The 19,545-nt window shown below is 62.0% G+C and carries 17 protein-coding genes; 11 read left to right on the top strand and 6 right to left on the bottom strand.

Features of this window, described 5'->3' with window-relative positions; all coding sequences use genetic code 11:
- Positions 1–50 precede the first annotated feature (50 nt).
- The 3 genes from Q8R81_RS08090 to kdsA form a co-directional block, all read right to left on the bottom strand.
- On the bottom strand, positions 51–2,198 hold the full coding sequence (locus tag Q8R81_RS08090; protein ID WP_305616916.1) for a TonB-dependent receptor: 2,148 nt from the start codon (positions 2,196–2,198) through the stop codon (positions 51–53).
- A gap of 149 nt (positions 2,199–2,347) precedes the next feature.
- Positions 2,348–3,373: a phytanoyl-CoA dioxygenase family protein gene (locus Q8R81_RS08095; protein ID WP_305616917.1), complete on the bottom strand. Its 1,026-nt coding sequence runs from the start codon at positions 3,371–3,373 to the stop codon at positions 2,348–2,350.
- Between the two features lie 47 nt (positions 3,374–3,420).
- Entirely contained in the window at positions 3,421–4,251 is an 831-nt protein-coding gene (gene kdsA, locus Q8R81_RS08100; protein ID WP_305616918.1) for a 3-deoxy-8-phosphooctulonate synthase, read from the bottom strand.
- A gap of 198 nt (positions 4,252–4,449) precedes the next feature.
- Here kdsA and Q8R81_RS08105 point away from each other — a divergent pair, with 198 nt between their 5' ends.
- From Q8R81_RS08105 to Q8R81_RS08125, 5 genes are read left to right on the top strand one after another with little or no spacing between them, the layout of a single operon-like run.
- Positions 4,450–5,436: an SIS domain-containing protein gene (locus Q8R81_RS08105; RefSeq protein WP_305616919.1), complete on the top strand. Its 987-nt coding sequence runs from the start codon at positions 4,450–4,452 to the stop codon at positions 5,434–5,436.
- Positions 5,429–6,265: a 3-deoxy-manno-octulosonate cytidylyltransferase gene (locus Q8R81_RS08110; RefSeq protein WP_305616920.1), complete on the top strand. Its 837-nt coding sequence runs from the start codon at positions 5,429–5,431 to the stop codon at positions 6,263–6,265. Before Q8R81_RS08105 ends, Q8R81_RS08110 begins: the two co-directional genes overlap by 8 nt.
- 12 nt (positions 6,266–6,277) lie before the next feature.
- On the top strand, positions 6,278–6,874 hold the full coding sequence (locus Q8R81_RS08115; RefSeq protein WP_305616921.1) for a histidine phosphatase family protein: 597 nt from the start codon (positions 6,278–6,280) through the stop codon (positions 6,872–6,874).
- Positions 6,871–8,343, top strand: a complete 1,473-nt coding sequence (locus tag Q8R81_RS08120; RefSeq protein WP_305616922.1) for a beta-3-deoxy-D-manno-oct-2-ulosonic acid transferase — start codon at positions 6,871–6,873, stop codon at positions 8,341–8,343. Before Q8R81_RS08115 ends, Q8R81_RS08120 begins: the two co-directional genes overlap by 4 nt.
- On the top strand, positions 8,340–9,545 hold the full coding sequence (locus Q8R81_RS08125; RefSeq protein WP_305616923.1) for a glycosyltransferase family 1 protein: 1,206 nt from the start codon (positions 8,340–8,342) through the stop codon (positions 9,543–9,545). Before Q8R81_RS08120 ends, Q8R81_RS08125 begins: the two co-directional genes overlap by 4 nt.
- Before the next feature lie 305 nt (positions 9,546–9,850).
- On the opposite strand, the gene Q8R81_RS08130 is transcribed toward Q8R81_RS08125, so the two are convergent.
- Positions 9,851–10,468 carry a sterol desaturase family protein gene (locus tag Q8R81_RS08130; RefSeq protein ID WP_305616924.1) on the bottom strand — a complete coding sequence of 206 codons (618 nt, stop codon included), beginning with the start codon at positions 10,466–10,468 and terminating at the stop codon, positions 9,851–9,853.
- Between the two features lie 236 nt (positions 10,469–10,704).
- Between Q8R81_RS08130 and Q8R81_RS08135 the strand changes: the two genes are divergently transcribed.
- A complete protein-coding gene (locus tag Q8R81_RS08135) occupies positions 10,705–11,478 on the top strand; it encodes an SDR family oxidoreductase (protein ID WP_305616925.1) in 774 nt (257 codons plus the stop codon).
- Positions 11,479–11,486: 8 nt separating this feature from the next.
- On the opposite strand, the gene Q8R81_RS08140 is transcribed toward Q8R81_RS08135, so the two are convergent.
- Positions 11,487–12,917, bottom strand: a complete 1,431-nt coding sequence (locus tag Q8R81_RS08140; protein ID WP_305616926.1) for an LTA synthase family protein — start codon at positions 12,915–12,917, stop codon at positions 11,487–11,489.
- A gap of 240 nt (positions 12,918–13,157) precedes the next feature.
- On the opposite strand from Q8R81_RS08140, the gene Q8R81_RS08145 reads away from it, so the two are divergent.
- The 4 genes from Q8R81_RS08145 to Q8R81_RS08160 all read left to right on the top strand — a co-directional run bounded on the left by Q8R81_RS08145 (position 13,158) and on the right by Q8R81_RS08160 (position 17,109).
- Entirely contained in the window at positions 13,158–14,339 is a 1,182-nt protein-coding gene (locus tag Q8R81_RS08145; protein ID WP_371135334.1) for a capsule biosynthesis protein, read from the top strand.
- A gap of 120 nt (positions 14,340–14,459) precedes the next feature.
- Positions 14,460–15,665 carry a capsule biosynthesis protein gene (locus tag Q8R81_RS08150; RefSeq protein ID WP_305616928.1) on the top strand — a complete coding sequence of 402 codons (1,206 nt, stop codon included), beginning with the start codon at positions 14,460–14,462 and terminating at the stop codon, positions 15,663–15,665.
- A 56-nt stretch (positions 15,666–15,721) separates the two neighbouring features.
- Positions 15,722–16,465 carry an ABC transporter permease gene (locus tag Q8R81_RS08155; RefSeq protein ID WP_371135335.1) on the top strand — a complete coding sequence of 248 codons (744 nt, stop codon included), beginning with the start codon at positions 15,722–15,724 and terminating at the stop codon, positions 16,463–16,465.
- Positions 16,462–17,109 carry an ABC transporter ATP-binding protein gene (locus Q8R81_RS08160; RefSeq protein ID WP_305616930.1) on the top strand — a complete coding sequence of 216 codons (648 nt, stop codon included), beginning with the start codon at positions 16,462–16,464 and terminating at the stop codon, positions 17,107–17,109. Before Q8R81_RS08155 ends, Q8R81_RS08160 begins: the two co-directional genes overlap by 4 nt.
- A gap of 144 nt (positions 17,110–17,253) precedes the next feature.
- On the opposite strand, the gene Q8R81_RS08165 is transcribed toward Q8R81_RS08160, so the two are convergent.
- The gene (locus Q8R81_RS08165) at positions 17,254–18,195 is read right to left on the bottom strand and encodes a hypothetical protein (RefSeq protein ID WP_305616931.1); all 942 of its coding nucleotides are present in this window, start codon (positions 18,193–18,195) and stop codon (positions 17,254–17,256) included.
- Positions 18,196–18,319: 124 nt separating this feature from the next.
- Between Q8R81_RS08165 and Q8R81_RS08170 the strand changes: the two genes are divergently transcribed.
- The gene (locus Q8R81_RS08170; RefSeq protein ID WP_305616932.1) at positions 18,320–19,396 is read left to right on the top strand and encodes an IS5 family transposase; all 1,077 of its coding nucleotides are present in this window, start codon (positions 18,320–18,322) and stop codon (positions 19,394–19,396) included.
- Positions 19,397–19,545: the final 149 nt, after the last annotated feature.

Below are 19,545 nucleotides of genomic sequence, written 5' to 3' on the forward strand. Positions count from 1 at the left end.
ACGCGCAAAATCTGCGCGCGGCCAGCTTTACGATGGGTGAACCGCCAGCCTCAGAAGCTGAACCGCGCGCTCAGCCGGAAATCACGCCCGAACAGCGGGGCCACATCCTTCAGGAAGCTGGTGTGCCGCCGCGCCTCCACATCGAAGATATTGTTGGCCTGCAGCATCAGCGTGGTCTGCGAGTCCGCACCGAAGGGCTTCCACGAAATGCTGGCGTTGACCATCGTCCACCCCGGCGTTTCCGTTTCGAACGAAGCGATGCGGCGCTGCGCAGTAGCATGTTCCACCTCAACCCGGCCACCGACAGCACCACCGCCCGCCTGCAACCCGCCGATCAGGCGCAACGGCGGAATGCGCGGCACGGCCCCGCCGCCATTCAGCACATCGGCGCGGGTATAATCGACCAGACCCGTAGCCTCGATGCGCGTATCGCCCATCTGCGCCAGCGTCACCGCGCCTTCCACTTCGAAGCCATAGAAGCGCGCATCGGATTGCTGGTACTGGAACACCGGCAGGTCTTCTTGTTCCTCTCCGGTCGGGTTGAGGAAGATGTAGTTGTCGAAGCGGTTGATAAAGCCCGCCAGTTCCACCCGCCAGCCGTCACCGCGCCCGCGCAGCACCGCTTCGGCACCGATCTGGCGCTCCTTGCGGAAATCGGGATTGCCGATCTCGACCGCGCCGGTGGCCGCGTGCGCGCCATTGGCAAACATTTCCTCGGCCGAAGGCGCACGCTCGCTGCGCGCGCCGCTCAATGCAAAGCGGAAGCCGCCGCCCAGATCGACCGAGCCACCCAGCGATACCGAAACCGAATCGAACGAGCGCTCGCGCCCGATCACATCCGACTTCACATTGGCATGCTCATAACGCGCACCGCCTTCCAGCCGCGCCACGCCCAGATCAAACTCCTGCAGCGTGAACAGCCCGATCTGCCGCGTTTCGTTGGCGGGGATATAGGCCTCTTCGCCCACCGCGCTGAAATTGCGGCTGAAATACTGGACCCCGCTCGCGCCCTGCCAGCCGCCCTGTGCGGCCTGCACCAGTTCCGCCCGCGCTTCCCAGCTCTTGTTGAAAAAGCTCGTGCCAATCTCGCCGGTCGCTTCGATCTCGTCATGGCGATAATCGGCCCAGCCGCCGCGCAGCTTGAGTTCCTTGAACGCGCCGCCCAGCGGAACCGCGCCGCGCACATCGACGCGGTTCTGACGCATGTTCAGTGTGATGTCCGATTCGTGGCCGTGGCCTTCTTCTTCCCCGGCCTCTGCCGCCTCGTCATGGTCTTCATGCGGCAGGTCGAGGTTGTTCGGAATGCCATAGCGGTTTTCCAGATGGCTCACCGCAAAGCCGAAGTTCGCACCGTCCTGCCCGATCCAGCCAAGCCCGCCGGCAACGTCCCAGGTGCGTGCGGCAGTGTTCGGAAGCCGCCCGCGCGCCTGCGCCTCGTCGGCCACCTCGCCGCCTTCTTCCGCCGCTTCATCGCGCAGATCCTTGCTGAACACGAAGCCGCCGGTGCGGTAATTGCCTGATTCGAAGAAGCTGCCGTCCACATGCGCCACAAACCCGCCACCCAGCGGAGCGTTGACTGAGGCCGCGATGTTGCGCTCTTCCGCCGCCGAAGCGACGCCCGCCATGGCATCCACATGCGGCCCCGCTTCGGGCACCTCACGCGGAATGCGCAGGTCGCGCATATTCACCACCCCGCCGATGGCCCCCGAACCATAGAGGAGCGCCGCAGGGCCGCGCAGGATCTCAATGCGGTCCGCCAGCAGCGCATTCGTCGCCACGGCATGATCGACCGAGGTGTTGGAAACGTCAAAGCTGCCGATCCCGTCGGTCAGCACGCGCACGCGCTCTGCATCAAGCCCGCGCAGGATCGGGCGCGAGGCATTGGGGCCAAAGAACGTCGACGAAACCCCCGGCTGCCGCGCCAGCGTCTCGCCAATGGTCGAACGCTGCTGCAATTGCAGGTCATCGCCCTGAAGCACGGTAACGGCAGACGCCACCGTCTGCCGGTCGCGCGCATAAGGCGCGGACACCACGATCTCGGTCGAAGGAAAGCTGTGCCCATCGCCCGCTCGGCCCGATTGCGCATCGACCGATGTGTCCGCAGTTGCCGCAGGTGATGGCGCGTCATTGGCCAGAGCGAGCGGCGCAATGGCCAAGGTTCCAATTGCGGAACCGGCGAAAAGGGCGAACAAACGCATTTGAAATCATGTCCTTCGCGGAGTGTCAGACGGTCACAGCCGCTTGCGTCGGCGGCTTGGACGCCTCTTAGCGAGCAGCCCATCATGTGACAAGATAACATTACGCAGACAACCCACCCTTTTTGGGCAAGACTGAATTCCCGGCACTTTCAGTGCGTGTCGGTCGGTGTCCTCGTGCCCACAGGCTTCCACGGTTGCCCGATCCGCGCTTCCAACCGGTCCCGCAGCGCCCAGAGCCAGCCAACACGGCGCTCGGCAACACCGGGCAGGCTCAGCAGATCGCCGCCCAGCCACGGCAGGAAGGGATTACGCCGCGCATAGGACCAGATTTCCACCCGCTCGCCAGACTGGTAGGCCGCGCCTCGCGCATGGAACCCCACCGTATCGGCCACCACCAGCGTGTTGCCTTGAACCGCCAGGGCTTCAGGCTCTGGCAGTTTCATGGCCGCAAGCGCTTCGGACGAAACGCGAGGCGATCCCCTTGCCGAAAGGCGGTCGATCACCGTGGGGTCGGCAAGACTGCGCTCACGCTCCCACGCCAATCGCTCAGGCGTAAAGCGATGCGATCCGCGCACATACGTGAACGGCCCATCTGCCACCGACACCGGATTGAGGAACAGCCACGATTTGAGCGAGGTATGAAACGTATCGGCGTGAATCGCTTCCTGCGGATCCGGCTCGTTGCCGTCCACATGGCTGACGATGGTCTGGACATAGTGGAGCGGCGTGGTGCGAAAGCTGGCCACATAGTGCAGCAAAGCCGCAATATCGGGCCGGTCCAGCACCTGCCGCAAGGCTGGAATGGCACTCAGCATCGGCCCGTCAATCGCCATGCGCCGGGTGATTGCATCGCCCTGCCGCATTTCGCGTACCGGTGCCGCAAATGACAGGATCGCCTTGCGCAATGCGGGAAAGTCTTCCGGCGGCACGATTTCAGGAATGGCAACGAACCCGTCCCGGTCAAACGCGTCGCGCCAGTCCGGCCTAACGTGCCGCGCCAGCCGCCGCCTGCGCCAGTTGCACAGCGCCGCAGCAAACTTGACGCGCCACAGATGCAATCCGCGCTGATTGAGCGCGACAGAACCCAGCAACGGATTGTCGAGAAAACTCTTGGCACCGGTAAGGAGTTGGAGAGTCCAAACGGGGGCGAGCAGTATTTTGCCGAAGCGGCTCATGGCAAAGGCACACTCTTGATCGTTCCGCCCCCCGGCTTCGTCGCCGGTTACCCCTGCTTGACCACAGCGTCAATCGCCAGCAACCGCGCCACCAGCGGTTCGAAGTCTGCCAGTGGCAAGGCATTCGGACCGTCCGACAGAGCCTTGTCCGGGTCGGGATGTGTTTCCATGAACACCCCGGCAACACCCGCTGCCACTGCCGCCCGCGCCAGCAACGGCACGAATTCGCGCTGGCCGCCTGACCGTTCGCCAAGCCCGCCCGGTTGCTGCACAGAATGCGTCGCGTCGAACACCACCGGACAGCCGGTCTGCGCCATGATTGCCAGCCCCCGCATGTCGGAAACCAGCGTGTTGTAACCAAACGAGGTGCCGCGATCGCAGAGCATGAAGGAATCGGGATCATGCCCTGCAGCAGACGCAGCATTGCGCGCCTTGGCCACCACCTGCGTCATATCGGCAGGGGCCATGAACTGGGCTTTCTTGATGTTTACAGGTTTGCCAGAGCTGGCCACCGCCGCAATGAAATCGGTTTGCCGCGCAAGAAACGCTGGGGTCTGCAGCACGTCGGCCACTTGCGCCACGGCGGCAACCTGCTCACGCTCATGCACATCGGTCAGCACCGGCAGGCCCGTTTCGGCGCGGACCTTTTCCAGAATGCGCAAACCTTCGTCCATGCCCGGCCCACGGAACGATTTGTCTGATGAACGGTTCGCCTTGTCGAACGAACTCTTGAAGAAGAGCAGAATACCAAGCTTTGCTGCAACTTTCGCAAGGTGCTCCGCAACACCAAGGGAATGGTGCTCGCTTTCGATGACGCAGGGACCAGCAATAATGAACAACGGCGATGCGCCACCGATTTCTCTACCAAAAAGGAGCATTCTCTTTCCTACTGCGGCGCAAACAAGCGCTATTCACCGTGGGTCAATCAATGTGCTGCACTGCACATACACGCGCCCTTAGCCCCTGTATGGGGATGTCGGCAATTGCCAAGCGTGAATTGCGATATGGGTTCATTGCCGTCTCGGGCAAAAAATCGTGAGTGGAAAAGGTGTCACATGGCAGCTACGAAAATTCGGATGACCGCCGGCAATCTTACACCAAGCTATACGCATTCTGCGCTGAAGACCTTGGAGACCGAGATTCAGGGCCTTGAGGCACTCAAGGCCTATCTGGACACGCCGATTTTTCGCGGCGCGCTTGACCGGGCTATCACAGCTATGGCGCGCACCGAAGGTCGCGTGATCGTCAGCGGCATGGGCAAAAGCGGCCATATCGGTCGCAAAATTGCCGCAACGCTGCGTTCCACCGGCACACCAGCGCTGTTTCTGCATCCCGGTGAGGCGAGCCACGGCGACCTTGGACTCATCACCGAAAAGGACGTTGTCTTCGCCATCACCTGGTCGGGTGAAACCAGCGAACTCAAGGATATCTACGAATACTGCAATCGTTTCGGTGTGACGCTGATCGTTGCCACTGCGTCGGCAGAAAGCACTGCCGGATACGCTGCAGACATCTGCCTGACTCTCCCGCTTGTGCGCGAAGCCTGCCCGAATGACCTTGCGCCAACCACCTCCACCACGCTCCAGATCGTGCTGGGCGATGTTCTCGCAGTCGCGTTGATCGAGGCGCGCGGGTTCAGTCCTTCGGATTTCAAAGTGTTCCATCCCGGTGGAAAGTTGGGCGCAAAGCTGAGCATCGTCGACCAGATCATGGGCATTGACGGTGCTGTGCCAAAGGTCGGTCGCAACGCCACGCTCAGCCTCGCCACCATCGAAATGAGCCGCAAACGCTATGGTGCAACCGCCGTGGTCGATGACGGGGACCGGCTTCTCGGCGTATTCACCGATGGGGACTTGCGGCGCTGCATTGCCGTTCATGATCTGCAGGACCGTATCGAACTGCACATGTCGCCCAATCCGGTGACCGTACCCCCGGGCACTCTTTGCACAGAAGCCCTGCGCATCATGAATGAAAACGCGGTCTCGGTCCTGTTTGTCGAAGACGCAGGAAAGGTCGTGGGCGTAGTACACATGCACGACGTCATAAGGACCGGCATTGTCTGACCGCATCGGCAGTTCCCAAGTACCTGACTTAATCGTCGTCCCCGCACGCTTCGGATCAACGCGCCTTCCCGGAAAGCCACTGCTGCCGATCGCTGGCCGTTCCCTGCTCGAACGCGTGGTCGCCATCGCCCGCGTCGCCGCTGCGCAGGCTGGCAACTGCTCGATCGTGGTCGCCACGGACGATCATCGCATTGCCGACCACGCCGCCGCACTTGGCGTGCCCTGCGCCATGACCGCGCACGATATCGATTCCGGCACGCTGCGTGCCCACGCCGCTGCACACCAGCTTTCATCACCTCCGGCCCGCGTCATCAACCTGCAGGGCGATGCCCCGTTCATTCCGGCCGCCATCGTTGCAGGCCTTCTCAATACGCTGCGTGCCGGAACGGCTGACGTCGCCACCCCCGTCTACGCGCTCGACTGGCCGAGGCTTGATCGCCTGCGCGCGCACAAGCAAACTGTACCGTTCAGCGGCACGACCTGCGCCCGCGCCGCCGATGGCCGCGCGCTGTGGTTCTCAAAATCGGTGATCCCTGCCCTGCGCAACGAGGCTGCCCTGCGCGCCGCTTCACCGCTGTCCCCGGTCTGGCAGCACCTGGGCCTCTATGGCTACACGCTCGCCGCGCTCGACTGGTTCGCCGCCGCCCCGCCCGGCATTTACGAAGCGCTGGAAGGCCTCGAACAATTGCGCTTCCTCGAAGGCGGCCTGCGCGTGGATACCGTGGAAGTTGAAGTCCCCGCCCACGTTCTGTCGGGGATCGACACCCCGCAAGACCTTGCCAAGGCCGAGGAAGCCATTACCCGCTACGGCGATCCTTTCCCCGTCTGAGCCTCAATCGCAATGCTGGTCATCGTCCGCCACGGCAACACCTTCACCGCCGGGGAGCCTCCCCGCCGCATCGGTGCGCGCACCGATCTGCCACTGACGGACGCGGGCATCGCGCAAGCCGAAGCGCTCGGCGCGCACCTCACCGCCAAGGGCTGGCACTTCGCCCGCGCGCTCGTCTCCCCGCTGCTGCGCACGCGCGAAACCGCGCAGGCCATCCTCGCCGCCCAGCCCTCGCCCCCCACGCCGGAACCAGCACCCTTCCTGCGCGAGATCGACCACGGCCCCGACGAAAACCGTACCGAAGCGCAAGTCCTCGCCCGCATCGGCCAACCCGCGCTCACCGCGTGGGACGAACACGCCATTGCCCCGCCAGACTGGACCGTCGATGCCGACCAGCGCATTGCCGCATGGCACGCCCTGATCGAAGCGCTGACTCCCGATCAGCCGCCAACCCTGCTCGTCACCAGCAATGGCGCAGCGCGCTTTGCGCTGATGGCCCTGCCCACGCTCGCCCCGCGCACCCTGAAACTGCGCACCGGCAGCTACGGCGTGATCCAGCGCGATGCCGACGGAACGCTGACCCTGCCGGTCTGGGATCAACGCCCATGAGCCAGCCCCCCTTCCTGCGCGCGCCGCCCTTCCCGCAAGCCAAAGCCGTCATCGCCGCTCCCGCCAGCCAGCCCGCGGACCTGCCCGCCACCGCAATCGAGCAACTGCAAGCCGCGCGCGTCGGCGGTGCGTTCTGGGACGAATCCGACCCGTGGACCACCATCGAAAGCGCAGGCCACCTCACCGCCCACGGCAATGATGAGCGAGTGGCCATCGCCGCCATCCTCGGCGTGCCGGTCACCGTCCTGTCCCCCGGCCCCTACGGCGCCCCCGGCGATTCGCCCGAAGCCCTGCGCGCGCGCGCCATCGAATCCCTTGCCGCCCTCCACTACATCGATCCCTTCACGGGCCAGACCACCACCTTTGCCGCCACGGTCGAACTGCTCGCACAATGGCGGCGCGAGATTGCGGCCAATCGCGCCATCGTCGCTGCCTGCGGCATGGCATGGTGGAAGCGCACCGAAATCCGCCGCTTCCTCTGGGTGCCCGGCCGCCGCCTGCACATCGTGCGCAGCGCCGCCCGCGCCTTGAAGATCGCACGCCGTATGAAAGGCGACGTCGCCGTCTGGCCCTCACGCGTATCGCCGCAACTGCTCGCCGCCGCCGCTGCACAGCAGACCGGTATCGTGCGCGTGGAGGATGGCTTCGTCCGCTCGGTCGGGCTGGGCAGCAATCTTGTGCCACCCTCATCGGTCGTCGTCGATTCGCGCGGCATCCATTTCGATCCTTCGGGTCCGAGCGACCTCGAACATATCCTGAGCAGCACCCACTTCGCCCCGGCGCTCACCCAACGCGCCCACACCCTGCGCAAAACCATCGTTGCCGCCGGAATCAGCAAATACGCCGCCGGTCCCGCTGCCCCGATCCCGCCGCGCGCACCAGGCCGCAAGCTGGTACTCGTGCCCGCCCAGGTCGAAGACGATATGTCGGTGCTCGCTGGCGGCGGTGGCCTCACTTCCAATCTCGAACTGCTCCGCCGCGTCCGCGCAATCGAACCGGACGCCGAAATCTGGTTCCGCCCCCACCCCGATGTCGATGCCGGCCACCGCAAGGGCGCGGTCCCCGATGCCGAGGCGCTGCGCCATGCCGACCGGATCGTGCGCGGTGGCGGCATGGCCGCGCTGCTCGATGTGGTTGATGCGGTCCACGTGCTGACTTCGCTTACCGGCTTCGAAGCCCTGATGCGTGGCCGCACCGTCACCTGCCACGGCACGCCGTTCTATGCCGGATGGGGCCTCACGCAAGATCTTCCCCCGATTCCCGAAAGGCGCGGCCGACAGCTTTCGCTCGATGAACTCGTCGCAGGCGTGTTGATCCTCTACCCGCGCTATCTCGATCCGGTCACCGGTCTGCCCTGCCCGCCCGAGGTGCTGGTCTCCCGCATGTCCAGCGCCCAGGCCACCAATCGGCTCGGCTGGGTCGCCCCCTTGCGCCATTGGCAGGGCAAGTTCATGGCACGGCTGCGATGAGCCCGGTAATCCTCGACATCTCGCGCCTGATCTCGCGCGTGCGCCATTCCACCCCATCGGGTGTCGACCGCGTCGAAATGGCCTATGCCCGTGGCCTGCTGCGGCTCTACGGCGATGATCTGGCCTTCGCCGCCGTCCACCCCACCGGGCGCTACGGCAGGATCGATAGTACCGCTGCGCTGGCCTACCTCGACGAACTCGAACGCCGGTGGACGCAGGAAACCGGCGGCCACGGACAACGCTCTATCGCGCAAGTCCTGCCGTGGATGCTGCGCCTGCTGCCGCGCAAGCTGCCCCGCCAAGGCGCAGAAGCTTCAAGGCCGGTCTATGTGCAAGTCTCGCCCCACCACCTGACCGACCATCAGAAGGTCAGCCGCATTCTCGGCGCGGAAAACGCTCGCTTTGCGTGCATGGTCCACGATCTTATCCCGATCGAATATCCCGAATATGCCCGCCCCAACGGTGCTGCCCAGCATCGCCAGCGCATGGACACAGTCGCCGCCTGCGCCGATATGGTGATCGTGAACTCTGCCGCGACCGGTCGATCGTTCCAGCCGTGGATCGTGCAAAGCGGCCGCAGCATCACCACGCACGTCGCACTGCTCGGGACCGAGACGATTCTCCCTGCCGCAGATGCAGACCAGGCCGATCGGCCCTACTTCGTCTGCCTTGGCACGATTGAGCCGCGCAAGAATCATCTGCTCCTGCTCAACCTCTGGCGCGACCTTGCGCAAACCCTGCCGCCAGCGGACATTCCGCGCCTTGTCGTGATCGGCCGTCGCGGCTGGGAGAACGAACAGGTGCTCGACATGCTGGAACGTTGTCCTGCGCTGAAACCCCACGTGCAGGAAATTTCCGGCTGCCCAGACCGGCAACTCGCCACCTTGTTGCGCGGCGCAACTGCGCTGCTGATGCCTTCGTTCGCCGAAGGCTTCGGAATGCCCGTGGCCGAAGCGCTGTCCGTCGGCGTGCCAGTGATCTGCAGCGACATCCCCGCCCATCACGAAGTGGGCAAAGCCGCGCCTGATTATGTCGATCCGCTGGACGGGCCGGTCTGGAAATCCCTGATCCTCGATCATGCCGCCAAGGGCCAGCGCTGGCAGGCGCAAAAGGCGCGCCTGCCGCACTGGCAAGCGCCTACGTGGGACGATCACTTTGCCGTGGTGGCACCGGCACTTCAGGATCTGCTGAAAAGATCGTAGCGCAAGACGACATCTGAATCGTTCAGCACCGTAAGATCGTCACCCCGGCGAAGGCCGGGGTCCATTTCTCCCCGCCAGCTGCCGTTTGATGGGCGAGATGGATGCTGAAACAAGTTCAGCATGACGGTGTCAAAAATCAGAGCGCTTTCCTACCGACGTAGTCGCCAAGCAACTTCGTCCGCGCCGCACCCGCTCCTGCTGCGTCTGTCGAAGCATGTCGCACAATATCGGCGCAAGCATCCCTCGACAGGCTCAGGGAAAACGGGGTGGTAGTCCAGACATTAAAGTCGCAAGCGCCGCAGCGCTCAGCGCGTCTGCTTCAGCGCTTCGACTCGCGATCCCATCACCCTGTCCAGAAACAGTGCGGTGATCGCATAGTTGCCTTTATGCGCGCCGAAGTGGTGGCGCATGTGATGCCGTTTGAAAGGCAGCCAGATGCGGCTCTTCATCGGCCACTGGTGGCAGGCGTAGTGCAACATGTCGTAAATGATATAGCCGATCAGAAAGCCGACAAAGGCCCATGTGCCCACAAAACCGAACACGGCCAGAAACAGCAGCCACACCGCACCGGTGATCGGAATGCTGGCAATCGGGGGCATCAGGTTGCGCAGGGGATCGTTCGGCACATCGTGATGGTTGCCATGCATGATGTAGACAAAGCTCTGCAACAGCTTGCTTTTCGGCTCCCAGTGGAAGGGATACCGATGCATGCCGTATTCGAACAGGCCCCAGAACATCAGGCCGCCCACACCCAGTGCCAAAGCTACTGGAACGCTTGCCGAACCCCAAGCCAACCACACCAGCAAGGGCATCAGCACAGCCCACGTCAAAGCAAAGCCCACCGGTGTGATCACCGTGAACTTCTCCAGCCAAGGGTGGCTGAAAAGCTGGATTTGCTGCGTGTGCGAAGAAGGTTCGGCCATCGTTGCTTTTCTGGACATTACTGAACGTTGCCTGTCAATAACTAAACAATCCGAATAGGCCAACTTGCCCGCAAATCTGGTCAGTCGCACACTACCGAGGTACCGTTACAACAAGGCATCTCGCAATGTCGCAACGCAGCAACAACCGGTTTCGTTCCGCATTGCCGCATTCAAGTTTAGCGCACAATGAACGGACTGGGTTGCACCGAGGTTTAAACATGCTCCATTTCGGAACTATGAATCATCTCAGCCATGTTCTGATTGTCGGCGCATCGGGCGAATTGGGCAGCGCTATTGCCCTGGCCTGCGCGCGCGCCGGCACCAGCCTTGCACTGTGGGGGCGCGATTCGGCAAAGCTGGAGGAAATTGGCGCGCAATGCCTTGCCGCCGGGGCCTGCGCGGTTTCCACGCGCTCGCTCGACTTGCGCGATCTGGATGCAGCCCTGCGTGCCATCGAAGCGGAAGACGATGCAAAGCCCGTCGACATCGCGCTGTTCGCTTCAGGCCTCGGTGATGCCCGTGCAAAAGGGGATCTGTTCGAAGACGCCCAGCTTGTCGCCCGGCTCGGTTCGGTCAATTTCCTTGCACCTTCCGCACTGGCCTCCGCCTTGGCGCAGCGCATGGCCGTTCGCAAACAGGGGCGGATCACCTTCATCGGTTCGGCAGCGAGCTTTCATTCCTTGCCATTTGCTGCTGCCTACTCGGCGTCCAAAGCCGGTCTTGCGCGTTTTTCCGATGCCTTGCGCATTGCCATGCGTCCGCACGGTGTCACGGTCACGCTGGTCTCACCGGGTTTCATCGATACCGCCGCCGCACACCGTGTGCCGGGGCCAAAGCCCTTCATGCTCTCGCCAGATCGGGCCGCACAGGCGGTGCTGGCGGCAACGCTGCGGGGCAAGCCGCATCTGATCGTACCTTGGCCATTTGCCATCGTGCGTCTGCTGGTCGCGGTACTGCCGCGATTCTTTCGCGACCGGTTGCTCAGGTCGCTGGCTCCGCCTGATCGCTGAACGGCAGTTCACTCCCCTCGCAACAACACGTCGAGGATCAGCTGATGCAACCCTGCAGGTGTCACGGATGATTCCCGCTCCTCGGCCCCACGAGGTATCGCCTGTCCCGTCCGGTCGAAGCGCAGCACGACAAAGGGCGTGTCGCGCGCACCATCAGGGCTTGTATGGCCGGGAATGCTTGGCCGATGGTCACCAAAGAACACCAGTGTGGCGGGCCGCTGCAATGCCGCCAATCCTTTGGCCAATGCCGCCAGCATCGCATCGCCCTTGCGCAGCAGCCGCAGATACCCGCTGCGCAGGTCGTGATCCTGCGGGCCGGATGTCCACGGACCATGATTTTCGATAGTCACCGCATAGATCAGCGTCGGCTGCGTCGCTGATCTCGCCAATGACAGGATTTCGTTCGCCATCGCGGCATCGGTCACATAGCGGCCCTCTTCGGGCGCGGGCGGGGCAAAACGCTCTTGCCCGACCAGTTCGGCAAAGCCCCCCGCCGTCATGATCGCTTCGCGATTGTAGAACCGCATGTCGTGCGGATGGACAAACAGGCTGCGCCAGCCTGATGGCTTGAGCCGCTGCGGCAGCGCGTAACTGGCCTCACGCGTTGCGGTCAGGAACGGGTCGAACCGGCGAAAGCCCAGCGCCTGCTCGCTCCGTCCAAACAGAACGCCATATTCTGTGCGCATGGTGTACGCGCCAAAACCGTGCACTTCCAACACCCCGCTGGCCCACGCTGAATCGCGCGCCGCATCAAGGCCGGGCAGTATAAGCGCAGGATCGCCAAACAGCCTTGCCGGATCGGCAAATGATTCGCACTGGATCACGATGGCCAGTTCATCGGACTCTGGCAGTCGGCCAGCGGTGGGCGGTAGCAGGGCCGGGTCGCGCGTCTCTCGCCAGCGCAGCCAATGCACGAATAGGGTCGGGATCAACCCGTGCCGCTGCACGTCGGCCTCGCTGTCGGGAACTTGCCCGAGGCCGTTCCACGGCGGCAACTTCATGGTCAGCCGCAACAGCCCTGCGCTGATGACAAAGAGCGCAAGGCCCTTCAGATGGGCCGTGGCATCGGGTACGAACACCCACCACAACAGCGCCGGCACGATCGGCGCGGCCAGCGCCAGCACGGCTTTCTGCACGCGGGTCAGCGCCGAAAAGTAGAACTGCGGATGCCGGAAGACCGCGCCCAGCAAGGCAAGATCGGAAAACACCAGCGCCTCACCCAGCATTGCGCGCTTGGCGTTCGATACCATCGTGAACAGGCCGATCAGGGCCAGCGAAAGCCCTGCCGAGACCTCAAGGTTTCCGCTGATGGTCAGGAAAACGCCCAACGGCAGCAAGGCATGCAGCCACAGCAACCACGCGCCCGTCAGCGAGCGCGTGGACGGGAAAGCCTGCGCGCGCGGGCGGGCCAGCGCATCGAGAATCAGGGATCCGGCCATCAGTGCAAAAATCGCAAACACTTGGGTCAGCCGCTTCCCGCATGGCCCTTCATGGGCATCAATGCGCGGGCCTTATCAACCGCACCGGCCGATGTCACCGCTCCTTGAAACACCTGACCGGATGTAATTGCTGTTGGAATTCTCCAAAGCCCCATCGACCCGGCCCGCCCATGACGCTAGAGCCGCCCCATGCCTGCCCAAAACCGGCCCCAGCGCCGCGTCCTCATGCTGCAGGGCCTCATGGGCCCCCTCTTCCGCCGCATCGGCCAAGGCCTGCTAAAAGCGGGCCACAGCGTGTACAAAATCAACTTCAACGGCGGAGACCGCCTCTTCTGGCGTCTGCCCGGCGGGATCGATTATCGCGGCACGCTGGAAGACTGGCCCGATGCGCTCGCGCAGATTCTCGCAGACAAGCAGATCACCGACGTGATTCTGTTCGGCGATTGCCGCGATCACCACATGGTTGCCACGAAGGTATGCCGGGAACGCGGTATCCCGGTCCATGTGTTCGAGGAAGGCTATATCCGGCCCGATTGGGTCACGTTCGAACAAGGCGGAGTGAACGGGCATTCCTCGCTCCCGCGCGATCCCGAATGGTACCGGGCCGAGGCCGCGAAGCTGCCGCCTGCGCCTGAACACACGCAAGTGCCCTCATCCTTCCGCCGCCGCGCGACCGAGGGGCTGGCCTACAATCTGGCCGATGTGCTGACCCGCTGGTACTATACCAACTGGAACAACCACCGCCCTTGGCACCCATTGGTCGAAGGCATGGGCTGGTGGCGCAAGCTGCGACGGCGCAAGGAGCGCGATGCGCAGGCTGAAAGATTGCTCGATCGGCTCGAGCAATCGCGTCAGCCCTATTACCTGTTCCCGCTGCAGCTCGATTCCGACGCCCAGATCCGCCTGCATTCACCGTTTGCCGGCATAGCAGAGGCGATGAAAGTTGTGCTCGGCTCATTTGCCGCCAATGCTCCAGCAGACACCCGACTGGTGATCAAGGAGCACCCGCTCGATAACGGCGTGCGCGACTGGGAACAGATCGCCTGCGATCTGGCAAAGCGGTTTGGCGTGGCCGACCGCATCGACTACCTGCCCAGCGGCGATATCGTGCCGGTAGCCAAACGCTCGCTCGGCATGGTCACCATAAACAGCACCAGCGGCACGTTGGGACTGTCGATGGGCATTCCGGCGGTCGTGCTCGGCACCGCGATCTACGACATTCCGGGCATCACCTTTCAGGACGGGCTGGATGCCTTCTGGCGAGAGCATCGCGCTCCGGATCAGGCGACGTTCGAAGCGTTTCGCCGTGTCCTGATCGAACAGTACCTGATTCCGGGCGGTTTCTTCTCGGAAGAGGCGCTGAGCACGGTTGTCTTCCACGCTATTGCCCGTTTCGGCGGCGAGACTTCAGTCAAGGGATAGGACGCTTTCCGTTCAGCCCATATCGAAGGCGTCAAACTTGCACGTTGCAGGCACTTCGCCTAGCGCAACTGCATTGCTCAACGGCGCATGCGCGCACAGAAGGCTCGGCGAAGGCTTACTATGAATGCTGAACAGACATTTCCCGGGCTGGACGATGCGGAGCCGGTTCGGGAACTGACAGAACCGGGTTTACCGGTAGGCCGCCAAAACGGCCCGACTTTGCTTGAGCGGCTGAAGAAGCAGCGCTGGTTCCTGTTGGCGGTTATCCTGCCAACACTGCTTGCGACGCTCTATTTCGGTTTTATTGCTTCGGACGTCTACGTTTCCGAATCCCGCTTTGTCATCAAGAGCCCGGACCAGAAGCGTTCGCAGGTGTCATCGCTCGCCAATCTGATCCAGACCACCGGCCTATCTGGCGGACAGGAGCAGACCAACGAAATTCTGGGCTTTGTGAAATCACGCGATGCGCTGAAGGGACTCGAGCGCGATGCCGATATCCGTAACCGGTTTTCGGCTCACGAAATCGATTTCCTCTCTCGTTTTCCGCAGCCGCTGCAAAGCAATTCCTTCGAAGACCTGTACAAATACTACAATCGCATGGTGGAAGCCCGGCTGGACAGCGAGACTGGTCTGGCCGTGATCAAGGTCAAGGCCTACACGGCGCGCGATGCCTTCTCGATCAACCAGAAGCTGCTTGAACAGAGCGAAGCGCTGGTCAACCGGCTCAATGCGCGTGCGCAGAACCGCGGCATTGCCGAGGCCCAAAAGCAGGTGGAACTGGCGACCGCGCGCGCGCGCGAAGCCCGCCTTGCGCTGGCATCGTTCCGCAACCAGCAAGAAGTGATCGATCCGGCCAAACAGGCCACGAGCGTGATGGAAATTTCGAACACGCTCATCGCGCAGCGGGCCGCCCTGATGGCGCAGCTTGATCAGATGCAGCGCCTGACACCTGCCAACCCTTCGATCCCGGCCGTGCAGAACCGCATCAATGCCATCTCGGTGCAGATCGCGGCACAAGATCGCCGCGTGGTCGGCACAAGTACCGGTATCGCCTCCAAGCTGGGAGGGTATGAGAACCTGCTGGTCGAACAGGAATTTGCAACCGAGAGCCTGAACGCTGCCAATGCGGGGCTGGTGCAAGCCCGGGCTGAATCGCAGCGTCAGCAATTCTACCTTGAACGCGTGGTCGATCCGAACCTGCCCGACAGCCCTCTGCTGCCCAACCGTCTGCTGAATATCTTGACAGTTTTTGCTGCGGCAATGTGCCTGTACTTCATTATCTGGATGTTTGTTGTCGGCATTCTCGAGCACGCTTCGGACGATTGATCATGGCATCGGCAAGCTGGCGCAAGTTGCATAATGCATGGGAGATTCAGACTCGCGTGATCCACGCGTTGATTATCCGTGAACTGTCCACCAGGTTTGGCCGCCAGAACATCGGGTTCCTGTGGATCATGGTCGAACCGCTGCTGTTTGCCAGCTTGGTCGGCCTGCTCTGGAGCGTAATCAAGGGCCCGGAAGAACACGGTATCAGCGTCGTGGCTTTTGCGGCTACAGGCTATATTCCGCTGACCCTTTTCCGCCACGGCGTGCAGCGCAGCGTGCTTGTATTCACGATCAACAGCAGCCTGCTTTACCATCGCCAGATCAAGATCATTGATTTCATCTTTGCGCGGTTCATCATCGAACTGCTGGGCTGCATGATGGCGTATCTGTTCATCGGCGTTATCCTGATCGCCACCGGATACATGCCGATTCCATCCGATATCCGGCTGTTCCTTGCCGGTTGGGCACTTTACGCGCTATTCTGCCTCTCGATCTGCTTGGTGCTGTCGCCATTGTCCGAAGTGTCGGAGGTGATGGAAAAGTTCATACCCGTCACCACCTATATCGTTCTTCCTTTCTCTGGCGCCTTCAACATGCTGTCATGGCTGACACCCTCGATGCGCGAGTTCCTGCTGTATTCGCCCTTCGTCAATGGCATGGAAATGATGCGCAAGGGCATCTGGGGTGAAAAGGTGACCGCCTATTACGATGTCTGGAACCCGGTGATTTGCTCTGCCTTGTTGATCGCCGTTGGCCTTCCCCTGTGCCGCCGCGTACGCCGGTTGCTGGCGGTCGAATGATTATCTGCCGCAATGTCAGCAAGGAGTACCGCCACGCGGGCCAACGCAAGCAGGTTCTGCAAGGCGTGAACCTGACCGTGAACCGTGGCGACCGGATCGCGCTGCTTGGCCGCAACGGTGCGGGCAAGAGCACGCTGATCAAACTGATCGGTGGAGTCGAGATGCCGACTTCGGGACGGATCGAGCACAGTATGTCGATTTCCTGGCCGCTGGGATTTGCCGGGGGGTTTCAAGGTAGCCTGACCGGGTATGACAACGCCCGTTTCATCGCCCGCATCTACCAGCGCCAGTATGCGGATATTCGCGCCTTCGTTGAAGACTTTACCGAACTGGGCGCGCAATTGCGGATGCCGGTCAAGACCTACTCTTCCGGCATGCGCGCTCGCCTTGCCTTTGCACTCTCGCTGGCAATCGAATTCGACTGTTACCTGATTGACGAGATCATTCTGGTCGGTGACCAGAACTTTCACCGCAAGTGCCGCGCCGAACTTTTTGAGAAGCGTGCTGACCGGACGATGATACTGGCATCGCACGATACCGGCACGGTGCGTGAGTTGTGCAACCGCGCTGTGATCATCGATCAGGGGCAGGCCGTGGCCTATGATGACGTGGACTTCGCAGTCGACACTTATACTGCGCTATGAGCGACTGATCAGAAGGTCGCTGGCGGGCCGCAAACACAAGACGTCATCACCCGAGACATCTTTGTGACTTGCGACCAACACCAGTCCTAACCGCCCCATTCTACCGCCACGAATGGCCTTGCCGGCAGCGGATAACTGCGTCCGCTACTCCGACACCCAATGCTTCGGGGTTACAGGCGCAGCATGCTGAGCACCGAACGAATAAAACCGCGGAGGTTCGTAATGCGTTTCAGCGGTGAAGGGTTCGCGGAATTTGCCGAGGGCTTCATCGTGCTTCACGAAATAGGCATTCACGCCGACCAGATCGCATCCAACCAGAGCCAAGCCTTTTGCGGCGCCGATCTGTTCAAATACCTTCAGGCTGGCACCATACCATGCGGTTCCATCCCAGATGGCGTCGGGATTGTAGGGCACGCAGACCGCTTCGTTAGGCGGCAATGTGCAGTTGTATTCCACACAAGCCACGCGTGACGTGCGATTTACCGCCTTCCAGACGTGAGATGTATTGTAGTCGATATCGATCGACATGTAGTCGAGTTCCTGAGGGACCCCTACTTCATCAAGCAAGTCATTGATGTTTTCAGCAGTAATGAAGGCTTGCAGAATCGAAAGCTGTCCGGATTCGATGTAGGGACGGAAGAATTCCCGTGCATGATCGACATGCCCGGGTGAACCTTCCAGCCAAAAGCCGCGCCAGCCACGTTCAAGCAGAAATCTTGTGGTGTTTTCCCGCCCGTCACCGATCCCGAATTCCAGAAAGGTGCGATCGCGAACACCAATCCGGCTGAATATCTCGGCAATGACGCCATCTTCGCCCTGCTGGCTGTACATGCGACGATTGAAGCGCGCCAAGGATTTGGGATCAGCATAACGTCCATCGGCTGCCAAGGCCGCAGAAATCTGCATAGATTCTGCAACGGCTCGGACCTGCCAGCCATCAGCCCGGATCGAACCGAGCAGGTCGACGATCGTGTGCATGGTGCCGGTCAGATCCGCCAGCTGGCGTGCCATACCAGCCAGTTCCGCCTTCAATTCGGAAACCGCACCCAACGCAGGATCCCCCTCGTTCAGTTCAGCTTTTTGCATTGAAAATCCTCTCAAGTTGCTGGGGCCGAGGCCCTATGGTAGTTGAAGAATTGGGCACCTCCATTTACCGCTGGCAAAACGTGGCTTGGGATGATTCACTGCTTCCAGACAGTGGGGGCAGCAGATGCGTCAATCGGGACTTTTCGGACTATCGGATCATATGAAGCGGCTATCTGCCGACGGTGATCCGCTGGAGGTTCTGGCGCACGTCATCGACTTTGAAGCGTTCCGTCCGACATTGGTTGCGACCCTTTCCTATTCTGACGGCGGCAAGGGCGGCCGGCCACCGTATGACCCGGTGGTTATGCTCAAAGTGCTGGTGCTCGCCGCGCAGAACAACGTTGCGGACGCGCGCATGGAATGGCTGATCCGCGACCGGTTGAGTTGGTTGCGGTTTCTGGGCTTCGACCTTGGCGCGGCCACGCCCGATGCCAACACGATCAGAACGTTCCGTGAGCGGCTGACCAATGCTGGGGCGCTCGACACACTGTTTGCCGATTTCGACCGCCAGTTGAAGGAGCGAGGCTATTTGCCCATGGGCGGGCAGATTGTCGATGCCACCTTGGTGGCGGCGCCCAAGCAGAGGAACACCGAAGCCGAGCGAATGGCGGTGAAGGAGGGCAAGAACGCCGCCGAGATCTGGCCGGACAACCCGACCAAGGCGCGGCAAAAGGACACCGATGCACGCTGGACGCTGAAGTTCGCCAAGGCCCGCCCGACCTCCGATGGCAGGCCGCAGGCTGATATCGCCATCCCGAGCTTCGGCTACAAAAGCAGTATCGCGATCTGCAGGGCTTTTGGTTTCATCCGCAAGGGCAGGACGACGGACGGTGCGCGCTACGATGGGCGCATGCTGCGCGATGTCGTCACCAACGACAACACCGCCTCGGACGTCTGGGCGGACACCGCCTATCGCAGCCAGAGCAACGAGCGTTGGCTGAAATCCCAGGGGCGGGTCAGCCGCATTCACCGCAGGAAGCCCAAGGGCAAGCCGATGCCCGCCAATGTCAGACGCGGCAATGCGACCAAATCCAGCGTGCGCGCCCGGGTCGAGCATGTCTTTGCGCATCAGAAGGCCAAAATGGGCCTGTTCATACGCACCATCGGCATCAAGCGCGCGGAGGCCAAAATTACGCTCGCCAATCTGGTATTCAACATGCACCGCCTGGTCTTCCACGAGACGCGGGCGGCGGCGGGATAATTGCGCCTCGAAGGCCGGAACCCGGTCCTCATACCCAGGCTGGCACACCCAAATGCCGAGAAAATTGGGCAGTTCAGCACTCGCGATGAGGTCAGTGCGCCGTCATCACGCCTGCGCTGTCAAATCTGACCGGTAAATGGAGGTGCCCA

The sequence above is a fragment of the Novosphingobium sp. genome (assembly GCF_030696665.1).
Lineage (GTDB): Bacteria > Pseudomonadota > Alphaproteobacteria > Sphingomonadales > Sphingomonadaceae > Novosphingobium.